At 47.4% G+C, this 12,012-nt stretch carries 12 protein-coding genes; 6 read left to right on the plus strand and 6 right to left on the minus strand.

Going from position 1 to position 12,012, the window contains the following annotated elements:
• The first annotated feature begins 36 nt into the window (after positions 1–36).
• From xseA to dxs, 5 genes are all read left to right on the plus strand, one after another.
• On the plus strand, positions 37–1,416 hold the full coding sequence (gene xseA, locus DESAL_RS03700; protein ID WP_015850621.1) for an exodeoxyribonuclease VII large subunit: 1,380 nt from the start codon (positions 37–39) through the stop codon (positions 1,414–1,416).
• An 18-nt stretch (positions 1,417–1,434) separates the two neighbouring features.
• Positions 1,435–2,334, plus strand: a complete 900-nt coding sequence (locus DESAL_RS20595; RefSeq protein WP_015850622.1) for a M23 family metallopeptidase — start codon at positions 1,435–1,437, stop codon at positions 2,332–2,334.
• A gap of 106 nt (positions 2,335–2,440) precedes the next feature.
• The gene (locus DESAL_RS03710; protein ID WP_015850623.1) at positions 2,441–2,683 is read left to right on the plus strand and encodes an exodeoxyribonuclease VII small subunit; all 243 of its coding nucleotides are present in this window, start codon (positions 2,441–2,443) and stop codon (positions 2,681–2,683) included.
• A complete protein-coding gene (locus DESAL_RS03715) occupies positions 2,673–3,563 on the plus strand; it encodes a polyprenyl synthetase family protein (protein WP_015850624.1) in 891 nt (296 codons plus the stop codon). Before DESAL_RS03710 ends, DESAL_RS03715 begins: the two co-directional genes overlap by 11 nt.
• Before the next feature lie 162 nt (positions 3,564–3,725).
• Entirely contained in the window at positions 3,726–5,645 is a 1,920-nt protein-coding gene (dxs, locus tag DESAL_RS03720; protein ID WP_041722096.1) for a 1-deoxy-D-xylulose-5-phosphate synthase, read from the plus strand.
• 83 nt (positions 5,646–5,728) lie between these two features.
• Here the strand turns inward: dxs and DESAL_RS19600 are convergent, their stop codons facing one another.
• From DESAL_RS19600 to DESAL_RS03740, 4 genes are all read right to left on the minus strand, one after another.
• Entirely contained in the window at positions 5,729–6,367 is a 639-nt protein-coding gene (locus DESAL_RS19600) for a hypothetical protein (protein ID WP_015850626.1), read from the minus strand.
• 80 nt (positions 6,368–6,447) lie between these two features.
• Positions 6,448–6,963, minus strand: coding sequence for a hypothetical protein (locus DESAL_RS03730; RefSeq protein ID WP_015850627.1), 516 nt, complete (start codon positions 6,961–6,963; stop codon positions 6,448–6,450).
• Between the two features lie 166 nt (positions 6,964–7,129).
• Complete coding sequence (locus DESAL_RS03735; RefSeq protein WP_015850628.1) at positions 7,130–8,806, minus strand: long-chain-fatty-acid--CoA ligase; 1,677 nt, start codon at positions 8,804–8,806, stop codon at positions 7,130–7,132.
• A 186-nt stretch (positions 8,807–8,992) separates the two neighbouring features.
• The gene (locus DESAL_RS03740; protein WP_041721631.1) at positions 8,993–9,631 is read right to left on the minus strand and encodes a hypothetical protein; all 639 of its coding nucleotides are present in this window, start codon (positions 9,629–9,631) and stop codon (positions 8,993–8,995) included.
• Between the two features lie 232 nt (positions 9,632–9,863).
• Here DESAL_RS03740 and DESAL_RS03745 point away from each other — a divergent pair, with 232 nt between their 5' ends.
• Positions 9,864–10,817, plus strand: coding sequence for a chemotaxis protein (locus DESAL_RS03745; RefSeq protein ID WP_015850630.1), 954 nt, complete (start codon positions 9,864–9,866; stop codon positions 10,815–10,817).
• Positions 10,818–10,819: 2 nt separating this feature from the next.
• Here DESAL_RS03745 and DESAL_RS03750 read toward each other — a convergent pair whose 3' ends face one another.
• On the minus strand, positions 10,820–11,605 hold the full coding sequence (locus DESAL_RS03750) for a substrate-binding periplasmic protein (protein WP_015850631.1): 786 nt from the start codon (positions 11,603–11,605) through the stop codon (positions 10,820–10,822).
• Between the two features lie 115 nt (positions 11,606–11,720).
• Positions 11,721–11,999 (minus strand): hypothetical protein, encoded by a 279-nt coding sequence (locus DESAL_RS03755; protein WP_015850632.1) that lies wholly within the window; start codon positions 11,997–11,999, stop codon positions 11,721–11,723.
• Positions 12,000–12,012: the final 13 nt, after the last annotated feature.

The raw sequence follows: 12,012 nt of genomic DNA on the forward strand, positions 1-12,012 counted from the left end.
GCTACTACTTAAGTAGTAGCCAGCTTTGTATAATATATGAAAATATTTTCTGTAACTGACATTACCCGTGCCGTTAAAGATGTTCTGGAAACGGAATTTCCGTTTATATGGGTGCGGGGACAGGTTACGAACTTGGCCCGGCCTGCGTCCGGGCACATTTATTTTACGCTCACTGATGGGGATGCGGGCTTATCCGTTGTCTGGTTCAAAGGTAACCAGCGCATGGGCGGAGCAGATGGCGAAGATTCCATTAATCCGCTGACCGGGGAAATTGAATCCGGTGGTCCGCTGGAACTTGAGGACGGTATGGAAATTCTCTGTGCCGGACACATGAATGTTTATCCCCCGCGTGGAGTATATCAGCTTGTTGCCGAATTGGTGCAGGAGCAGGGTGTTGGTGATCTGAAGCTTGCCTTCGAAGCCATGAAACGCAAGCTGGCTGAAAAAGGATATTTTGATGATGACCGCAAAATGGAAATCCCCCGTTCACCCAAAAGGGTGGCAGTGGTAACTGCTCCTACTGGTGCAGCTGTCCGGGATTTCCTGAAGATTGCCGAAACTCGCGGCACTGGTGCGGAAATCAGGATTTATCCTACGCTGGTTCAGGGAGATCTTGCTCCGGGACAGATCGCACAGGCTCTTGATACTGTTTATGATGACGGCTGGGCTGAAGTTGTGGTGCTTATCCGTGGCGGTGGTTCTCTGGAAGATCTGTGGGCTTTTAATACCGAGCAGGTTGCGGATGCGCTTTTCAGGGCTACGGTTCCGGTTGTTTGCGGGGTGGGGCATGAAGTCGATGTTTCCATTGCCGACTATGTGGCGGATAAGCGGGTGGCAACCCCCAGCCATGCAGCTCAGGAGCTCTGGCCCCGGCGCGAGACTTTAATGCAGACAGTGGACGAACTGGACGGTTCACTTGTTCGCAGTTTTGATAATTTTCTGAATGTGCGCGAATCCCGGCTGGAAACCTTGCAAAAGGGGCTTAGCTGGTTATCTCCCGCACAGCGTATTGAACGGCTGCTGACTTCTTTTGCTGAGGAAGCTGATCGTTTGGATCGTGCTGCCGGGAAATTTGTGAGTGCAAAATCAGATACGGTCTCAGCTTTGTCTCACCGTTTGTCTTTTGCTTTTGGCGAAGAACGTATTGAACGCATGGAGAATGATTTTTCCGGTTTGCAAAACAGATTGTCCCGCGCCGCAGATATGTTTTTGAAAGATAAGCTGGCGGAGTATGAAAACGCAGCAACTTCATTGCGCATGCTGGACCCTGAAAGTCCGCTGGAACGGGGCTATTCTCTCGTGACTGTGGAAAAGAGCGGCACATTTTTGCGCAGCCCGGATGAGGTTGCAGACGGAGATGCTATCCGTGTACGCGTAAAATCCGGTGAAGTCAGGGCAAGGGTTACATCTGAATAATTGTGGAGATTACTGAAAATGAATGGATACAAACAATTTCGCATCGCTCTTCTGACCTTGATTCTGCTTCTGCTCTGCGCCTCCACTGCGCTGGCTTCAGTCTTTCTGGCTTACCCTAAAAGGGTCGGACTTGGTGAGCCGTTTCTGGTTCGGGTAACTTCCGATACTCCGCTGGAGTCTGTTTCCATTAAATGGAAAGGCAAAAGCGTTAAGCCGGAAATTCGTACTTGGAAAGGTCGTTCCGTGGCGCTGGCAATGTTCGGCACTGATGTTCTTTCTGACAAAATCGGTCGGGACAAACTGGTTATCAAGACAGTGTCCGAAAGCAAGGAGCGTACTTTCGGGCGGACAGTTAAGGTTAATAAGAAAAAATACCGCATACAGCGGTTGACCCTGCCCGAAAAAATGGTCACCCCGCCAGCAGAAGTCTTGGATAAAATAGCACAGGACCGTAGGGAAGTTGCTGTTGCCAAGGCTGCGATGAGTCCTGAGCGTAAATGGTACGTCCCTTTTACCCGCCCGACCAAAGGTTCTCAGTCCAGCCCCTATGGTGCTCAGAGGATTTTGAACGGTAAACCTAAGAACCCGCATCGGGGTCTTGATTTCCGTGGAGCCAAAGGGAATGCCATCAAAGCTATGGCAGACGGTAAGGTGGTGCTGGTAGGTAATCACTACTATGCTGGAAATTCAGTTTATATTGATCATGGCAGCGGGGTGGTCACTATGTATTTCCATCTTTCACGGATAGATGTTAAGGAAGGCGAATTAGTGGAACGGGGTCAGCTTATCGGCGGCATCGGTTCTACCGGAAGGGTCACCGGACCGCATCTGCATATGAGTGTATCTGTGCAGGGAAAACTTGTTGACCCGTCCTATGTTCTCTATAAAACAACCGACCAATTGCTCGGTATAAAATAAGATTCTTAGAACTCGAAGCGGCTAAGCCTAATAAAAGGTTTTGAAGAGTCCAGAGACACTTTTTCACAAGTTTCTTTGGCCCTCGGAGAGCCGCCGGAGGCAGCTTTTGACAAAAGACAATAAAACATTTGAAGACCGTCTTGACCGCTTGAAGGCGATAGTGTCTGCCCTTGAAAAGGGCGACCTGCCCCTTGAGGAAGGTGTGGCCCTGTTTAAAGAAGGCCAGACCCTTTCCAAGGAATGCGCCACACAGCTGGAAAAGGCCCGTAATGAAGTTAAAATAGTCACTGGCGGCGAAGTTGAAGACTTTGACGTTGATACAGAAGAGGATACAGCGGATGACAGTTAAAGAAAAACTCGCAGTGCATGCTGCGGATGTTGAAAAATATTTGGGTGAATGTCTTAAGGGTATGGGGATTCCTGAGAATCTTCTTGAATCTATGGAATACAGCCTGATGGCTGGAGGCAAGCGTCTGCGCCCGGTTCTTGTTTTGGTTTGGGCTCAAATGCTTGGTGTTAAGAAAGAGGCGGTTATGCCTTTTGCTGCCAGCCTTGAGATGATTCATACCTATTCGCTGATCCATGACGACCTTCCGGCAATGGATGACGATGACCTGCGTCGCGGCAAGCCTTCAAACCATAAGAAGTTTGACGAAGCTACTGCGATTCTTGCCGGTGACGGCCTGCTTACCGAAGCTTTCGGTTTCATGGCTAAAGCTGACGCTCCTGCTGAATATGTGGTTGAAGCCATTTCATTGATGGCGAAATCCGCAGGCAGTCCGGGCATGGTCGGCGGTCAGGTTGTTGACATGAGCTACACCGGTCGTGACGGTGTTACCCTTGATGAGCTCAAGGTAATGCATTCCATGAAAACTGGTGCTCTTATTCTTTCTGCTTGTAAATCAGGCGCAATTCTGGCTAAAGGAGCAGGAGCGTCTGAAGATGATGTCAGACGAGCAGAAGAATACGGAAGACTCATCGGTGTTGCATTCCAGATCGTGGACGATGTTCTGGATGTTGTCGGCGATGAAGCGACCCTCGGCAAACCTGTGGGCAGCGACATCGAGCAGGGTAAGTCCACCTACCCAAGTCTGATCGGACTTGATGAGAGTAAAGAACTGGCCCGCAAGTATGTTGATGAGGCCGTTGAATTGCTTTCACCGTATTCAGGTGAAGAAGCCGAGTTCCTCGCAGAACTGGCCCGCTATATAGTGGACCGGGTCTACTAGGACAAAGTGAAACCCGGCTAGGAATAGATTTTTTATACGTTGCGAAGTTAACAGCGTTAAGTAGTGTGCGCCAAGCAGTGGATTCCAGAGGGAGTTGGGGAGTTTGCTGTTACGCTGCTTAAGTTTACAGATATTGAAACCAGTGGTGAGGTTCATTGGAATATGAGTAAAAATGATTCTTCCTGCGGATGCGGCAAATATGAGCTTCTGCAGAAAATAAATAATCCTGCGCAGGTTCAGGAACTGAGTGACGAGCAGTTGACTCAGCTTGCTGAAGAACTGCGTCAGTGTATCATAAATACCGTTTCCGTGGGCGGTGGGCACCTTGCTCCTTCTCTCGGAGTGATTGAACTGACTTTGGCGTTGTTCAAGTGTTTCAATCTTGATCATGACCGTCTGGTCTGGGACGTGGGTCATCAGGCCTATGCCCATAAAATTTTGACCGGACGCTACAACGAATTTCATACATTGCGTCAGAAAGACGGTATCAGCGGATTTCCGCGGATGGCGGAAAACACCTATGACCATTTCGGCGTAGGACATTCCAGTACTTCTATTTCCGCAGCTCTCGGTATGGCTGTAGCCAGTGACCTTGAAGGGGATAACCGTAACTGTGTGGCAGTTATCGGTGACGGCTCCATGACCGCAGGGCAGGCTTTTGAAGGGCTTAATCAGGCTGGTGGCATGAAGCGCAAGATGGTGGTTATTCTCAACGATAACGAGATGTCCATCTCCACCAACGTGGGTGCGCTTTCTGCGTTCCTTAGCCGCAAGCTTTCTCATCCGGTAATGAACCGTTTCAAGAAGGACTTTGAGTCCATTTTGAAGCAGATTCCCAAAATCGGTGATGACTTGGCCATGTATGCCAAACGTGGTGAAGATTCCTTTAAGAGTTTCTTTACTCCCGGAATGCTTTTTGAGTCCCTTGATTTCACGTACCTGGGGCCCATTGACGGTCATAATCTGAATGAGCTGGTCGATGTTCTGGAACAGGTCAAGAAGATGGACGGCCCGGTGCTGGTCCATGTCCTGACTAAGAAAGGCAAGGGGTATACCCCGGCAGAAGACAACCCCACCTATTTTCACGGTGTGGGCAGCTTTGAGCCGGAAACAGGCCGTGCCAAGAAGTTCAAGGGCGGACTGCCTTCTTATACTGAAGTTTTCGGTAACACCCTCTGTAATCTGGCGGAAAAGGATGACAAGATTGTTGCCATCACTGCCGCCATGCCCGAAGGGACCGGAACCGATAAATTTCGTGAACAGTTCCCGGACCGTTTTGTGGATGTAGGTATCTGTGAACAGCATGCGGTAACTTTTGCCGCAGGTCTGGCTACTCTGGGTTTTAAACCGGCGGTAGCAATTTACTCCACTTTCCTTCAGAGATCTTATGATCAGGTTGTGCATGATGTCTGTCTGCAGAATCTGAACGTGAATTTCTTCCTCGACCGTGGTGGACTGGTTGGAGCCGATGGTGCGACCCATCACGGTGTATTCGACATGTCCTACATGCGTCATATCCCGAATTTGATTTTCATGGCTCCCAAGGATGAGGCCGAGCTTTCACGCATGGTCAGAACTGCCATTGATTTTGACGGTCCTGCTGCTGTGCGTTATCCGCGCGGTGTCGGTATTGGGGCGATCCTTGAAGAGACACCCAGTACTCTCGAAATCGGTGAAGGTGAGTTGCTGCGCGACGGCTTTGACGGAGTAGTCATCACTGTTGGTTCAAGAGTCTGGCCCGCAGTTGAAGCTGTGGAAGAGATTGATGAAGAATACGGTAAGGCTGTTGCGGTCTTTAATGCCCGTTTCATTAAGCCGTTGCCTGAACAGCAGATTCTGGAACTGGCTTCCCGCTTTAAGAAGATCCTTATCGTGGAAGAGAACGCCAAGGCCGGTGGATTCAGTTCCGCAGTAGTTGAACTTCTGGTGGATAACAATGCCATCGACGGGCACGAGATCAAACGTCTCGGTATCCCCGATGAGTTTATCGAGCACGGAACTCAGCTTGAGCTTCGCAATGAACTCGGCATCGATACCGCAGGCATGAAAAAAGCTATGGTCGAGATGCTTGGACTGGATTAATTTTCCAGTTCTTATTTAAGTAAAAAAGTAAAGGGTTAGTCTCACATGAGACTAACCCTTTTTTTGTTGGTTTGAGGGATAGATTAATTTTTGCTCAAGGCATCAGTAATTGCGGGGGAGTTGATGATCTTGGTCAGTTGTTCCTCCAGTGCCTGCGGAACAACTTTCATGGCATGAGCGGGGGGATTCACCATGCTGCCGCCGAGTTCGTCTTCACCTTGCAATGTTGTTTCTGCCAATTTTTTGCCGGACTCATTGTAGACTGTAGCCCTGAAATCATAGTGCATGGCTACGCTGTACATGGTGTCGGATTTCCAATTGAGGATAGATACGAGCATGGAACGGCTTTTCTTTTCAGCTGATAATTTTGATATGGCTGTTTCTGCCTTGCTCAGGGCGGGGATGGTAACTTTGCTTACTTTATAACCCTGCTTTTCCATTCCGGCAGCAATGGCATTTAAAATGTCTTCGGCAAGTGGTTTACCACTGAGGGTTGTCACATCAAACGGGTTACCGAACCCTCCGCGCTGGAGCCCAATAAAATCTTGAGTTTTATCACCATCGATTACATAAGCACGAGCATCCTGAACGCCTAAAGCCACTTCTTTATTTGAGGAATGAGAAACTTCAGGAACGGCACTAGCTAGATCGTATTTGTTGCCTACAGCGCAGCCGGTGAGGGTTACCAACGATAAAATGCAAATTAAAAAAAGTTTTTTCATAATGATATTCCGAAAGCAGGTTAGAAGTTTTTACGATTTTGGCTGCTTGTATATTATCGGAATAATAAAATCTACTTTTTTTAAATTTTTAGCAGGATCAGTCCGCCTTCAGGTGGAATATCTTTCGGAGCGTTCTCTTTCAAATATTTTAGTACCTGAGATGATTCAACCACAACGCCTTTTTTAAGCAGGGTGGGCCCGGCTTCCTGCGCTATGAGGTTGAAAAGTTTGAGGTAGATTTTGGCCTCACCTGAATTGACTGTATCGGAAGCTTTGGCGCTGATATCGGAGCGGAATGCACCTATGGGCGTATCCCGGCACATAGCGATACCGCTGATGCCCGGAAGGGCACCGGAAAGCGATACTTCGTCCCCATCTTTGATCTTAACACCGTCAATATCATCTACAGGGGAACCGTTCACGAAAATGGCCCGTACTCTAGTCTCAGCATAGTCAGGACTGAGTCCGATTTCATCCACCATGAATTGCCGAACGCTCATGCCGGAAGTAGTATGGATAAATACTCCCTTTTGCAGCAGGGTGATTGTTCCGGGAATTCCTTTTTGCATAGTTACGGTCTTGAGATTTTCGGGCACGGCGGTCCTCACAGAATGAATATTTAATTGTGCTGATATTGACATATTTGACTGTAATTATTGCTAAATATGCGCCGGAATTAATTGGCTGTCAAACAGCTGAATAAAAAAGCCTGCCTGTAATCATTACAGGCAGGCTCTATTCACTGATATATTTTGAAATAAATTATTTTTTCTTCTGAGCTTCCTCTTCACGAAGGGCTCTACGCAGGACTTTACCGACCATGGTCTTAGGCAGTTCACTGCGGAATTCTACCTGCCTGGGGACTTTGTAGCCGGCCAGTTTATCACGGCAATAGGCAATGACCTCGGCACGGTCCATGCTTTGGCCTTCTTTCAACACGATATAGATCTTAATGATTTCTCCACGTGTTTTGTGGGGCAGGCCTACAGTAACGGCTTCCTGAATCTTGGGATGTTTGTAGAGTACTTCATCCACTTCGCGGGGGTATATGTTGTAGCCGCTGGAAATGATCATATCCTTCTTGCGGTCTACGATGTAGAAGTAACCTTCCTCATCCATGTAGGCGATGTCTCCGGTGTAAAGCCAGCCGTTGCGCAGGGTTCCCGCAGTTTCATCCGGCTTGTTGTAATAGCCTTTCATTACCTGCGGCCCGCGGATAACAAGCTCACCCATTTTTCCCGGAGGAAGCTGAACGCTGCCCACTTCCATATCGACAATTGCAGCATCAGTGGAAGGTAGGGGCATGCCGATGGAACCGGGCTTTTTATTGCCTCTCAGCGGGTTGAGATGAGTTACCGGAGAGGCTTCTGTGAGCCCGAATCCTTCAACAATGGTTGCGCCGAAAACTTCTTTGAATTGTTTGATTCCTTCTACCGGCATGGGAGAGGAACCGGACAGACAGTATTTAACTGACTTTACATCGTATTTCTCCACTTCTTTCTGTTGGAGCAGGGAAATGTAAAGTGCCGGAGCACCCGGAAAAAGAGTCGGCTTCAGCTTGTGCATGGTTTTGAGTACATCCAGAGGCACATAGCGCGGGAATGGAACCATAGTTGCCCCGAGCATAGTCGGGAAGTGCAGACAGACAGTCAGCCCGTAGATATGAAAATAGGGCAGGATACCCATCACAATTTCTTTATCATCGCCAAGGCTGTTAAGCATGGCGTGGCACTGCTGAACGTTTGCACCAAGGTTTGCGTGAGTCAGGTTGCAACCTTTGGAGAGGCCGGTAGTTCCGCCTGTGTATTGCAGCAGGGCCGTGTCTTCCGGTCTGATGTTCTGAGCGCTGTAGCGTTCTTTTCCTTTACGCAGGATATCCCATTTGAGAATTGAAGAGTCGTTGTAAGGAACTTTGGGGGAGTTTTTCTCCCGCATGCACTTTAATTTATAGAGGCTGTTCAGTGGGAATTTGAGTGTGTCGGAAATTCTGGTGACCAGATATTTGCGTACCGGGAGTTTGTCGCGCAGTTTCTCGATCTTGGACCAAAGCAGATCGATGGTGATCAGCATTTTAGCCCCGGAATCGCTGAGCTGGTGAACGATCTCAGTCTCCATGTACAGCGGGTTGGTCAGAGTGACAACGGCTCCGGCTTTGAGAATTGCAAAGTAGGTCATAATCATCTGCGGGGTATTGGGCAGCATAATAGCGATCCGGTCTCCCGGTTCAATGCCCAGCTTGCGCAGATTCGCAGCCATTATCTCAACTTCGCGTTGAAGCTTGCCATAACTGATTGACCAGTTCTGGAATTCAATGGCCTTGCGTTTTGGCCATTTTTCAGCTGTGAGATCCAGATATTCAAATAACGGCCGATATACAAAATTTACTGTCTGAGGCACATCCGGATCATAGTGATCCAGCCACGGGCGATTAATCTCCACTCCTTACCTTCCCTTATTCCTTAATCCAAAATCTTGAATTTTAATTCTTTTTTCGAGATATCGGCTGCTTTTCAAAAAAAAGATTGCAGCACAAATTTCCCAGCCCCCCCGCACAGAGGATTCCGCTTTCCTTTGAGAGGGGCGAGTATATTGATCTGTTTAGATTCTTGCAAGTTTGTAAATTTTTCAATTACGGGCAGATTTTGAAAAAACATCCAGCAGGTATGAAGCGAGTGCCTGATTGGTTCCCTGTCCGCATTTCGAAAACGGACAGCCCAGTTCATAGGGCACTTCCATAGGGCGGGGGGTGCCATGATATACTACGGAGTCACGTCCGGCCTTTGATTCCTTGACCAGAATCTGCATGGTAATGAAACATGTGTTGGGACCGCTTCGGATACGCTGTATTTCCGGGGTCCATTCATTAATCAGCACCGGATATTCTGCGAAAAAGGGGTCACCGTAGAAACCGTCGTATGCAAATCCGACCCGTTGGGATTCCCCGGCAGCGGCAAGTTTAGGGGAAATAGAACCGATGCGGGCTTCGATCATGTAATTGGCATTTCCATCAGGATCGTAGCTGTAGCCGATTCCTTCAAGGGATTGAATCAGATTCTGCTCAATGGGGACTACCCCTGCCTCAACTTTCTGAGGAAGTCCGTTGCCCTTGAGATCGAAAAGTACAACCTGAACATTAAATGATCCGGGGGTAGGGTTGAAGACTGTTATGGGAACGGTCGGCTTGGTTTCATGAGCAGCGCAGCCATACAAAAAAATGAACAAACAGAGACAAAAGAGTTTTACAAGGCTGGATTTTTTTAACATAAATACCCCTTTAGTTGTATTCTCGACATTCTGCATAAGTTGTATATCAATACGTATGTCCTAGCAATAACGAGGCGTATTGATTGAATAGGCGGTTTTTGAAGAGCAATAACAAGTGTATTTATTCTTAAAAAAAAGGTAATAGCTTGAAATAGTACGTGCGGGCATCTACAATAGAAGTCTATGCGGATATTGAGTAGAATTCAGGATTGATTTTTGGGGGAGTCACCACATGCTGGATAATGAAATATTATTGGACACCGGGACTAACGAGTTCGAGATTATTGAGTTCTTTATCGATGAGGTCGATGGTGGCACTGATGAACGTGATTATTTCGGTATAAACGTGGCAAAAGTGCTTGAAGTTGTTGAAGCTCCTGATGGGCTTGAGGCCGCTGATGGCGCTCCGCATCCCAGCTATCTGGGCACCATGTCTCTGCGTGATATAATTCTTCCGGTTATTGATTTGGCGGTCTGGCTTGGTATCGAGCGTAAGGAGTCTGATTACGAATTGATTGTGGTTACCGAGATAAACAACGTAATCACAGGTTTTCTGGTTACAGGGGTAACCCAGATTCATCGCATCGGCTGGGGAGATTTGAAGACACCCAATAAGTACATCGCAGACCTTGATACCAACTGCATTACCGGTACAGTGCATCTTGAAGATCGTTTTGTCCTTATGATCGATCTTGAGCGTATTTTGGGGGAACTTGATCCTGAGATGGCTGAGCGGAGTGACGGTCAGGTTTATACTGCCCCGGAAAAGATGACTGCTGTTTTAGTAGACGACTCTGTTTCTGTGCGTGCTCTTCTCAATAAAAATTTTGAATCTGCCAATTTTGAGGTCAAGCTTTACACCAACGGTCAGGAAGCCTTGGAAGCACTCAAAGAAATTAACGCTGAAGCCAAGGAAAGCGGGGGAACAATCAATAATGTAGTTGATATTGTCGTCTCAGATATTGAGATGCCCCAGATGGATGGCTATACACTGACTAGGAGTATTAAGGAGCACGCGGATCTCTCCTGCCTGCCGGTAATTCTTTTTTCTTCTCTCATAACCAAAGGGCTCTACCACAAGGGTGAGGCTGTCAAAGCGGATGACCAGATCACCAAGCCGGAATTTAACGAGCTTACCGGCCGGGCCATCAGCCTGATTGAAAAGTACAGAGCTAAGCGGCAGTAGTTTTAGTGTCCACGTAGATCTTCTGGTTTAAAAATGACTTTTCGCGGATCTATTCCTGTCCCGTTGAAATATTGATTGATGAGTTTGGAAATTTCTCCGCTGGCCTGCATTTGTTCAAGTGTACGGTTGATTTTTTCATATGAATGTTTCTTTTTGGTTTTTTGGGGATAGGCAAAGTATACATTTACTGTATCTACAATATAAGGCAGAGCTATGATGGATTGCTCCAGTCCGCGTTTCGAAAGTTTTATTGTGGTATCAACATAGGTACCGATAAAAAAATCTGAATATCCCCTCACCAGTCTGTTTATAGCTGTATTATCATCAGTCACTTCCACAAAACGAGCCTTGCCTGATGTTATGAAGCTGTCAAATAAATCTCCGTAACTCCCGCCTCTTATGTGATCACCCGTCTTACCTTGCAGGTCTATTAACCTTTCTAGTTTGAAGGGCTTGTTGGTGAAAATGTGCAGTTCATTACGTAAAATAGGAGGAGAAAACAGGAACTGTCTTGCTCTGTTTTTGTTCCAGAATATGCCGCACATTATATCCAGTTTGCCTTTTTCCAATGAAATGACAGCTCGTTTCCACGGCATGTCACGGTATTCCAGTGTGTAGCCGTTTGCATGGGCTGCCTTTTCCAATATCTCATACATCAAGCCATAGACTTTTCCGGTATTGTCTTTCATCAAAAAAGGCTGCCAGTCTATTTGACCTGATACCAGTAAAGTAGATTCCGTCGCTTTTGCTGCTGTAGGCAGAAAGAGAAAGGATATAACCAGCAACATTATAGCTTGCTTGAAAAAAAGTAGGCGTAATTTACTAGGCATATTCGAAATTTAACATAGCTAACTACTGTGCGGAAGCAAAAATCCCCTTCGTAGTTCTACGAAGGGGATTTTTTTATTTTTTAATCCAGCCGCGCCTTTTCATGCATTTTTCAAATGTCGTTTCATAGGCGTAGTTTTCGGAAAACTCGGCTTCGTAAGTGGTCGGTTCCGGTGGTGCGTCATCAGTCTGCGCTCCAACTGGAACATTCTGCTGATTCTGGTTTTCGCAGAATTCCCGGTCGCGTTTGAAAATTTCCTTTTCCTTGGCCGGGTCGGTAATGTTCGGGTTATGCCATGAACCGCATCCACCGAGCATCAACAAGGCCGCAGTCAGCAAAAGTATTTTTTTCATTCGACACTCCTTA

Source organism: Maridesulfovibrio salexigens DSM 2638, assembly GCF_000023445.1.
Lineage (GTDB): Bacteria > Desulfobacterota > Desulfovibrionia > Desulfovibrionales > Desulfovibrionaceae > Maridesulfovibrio > Maridesulfovibrio salexigens.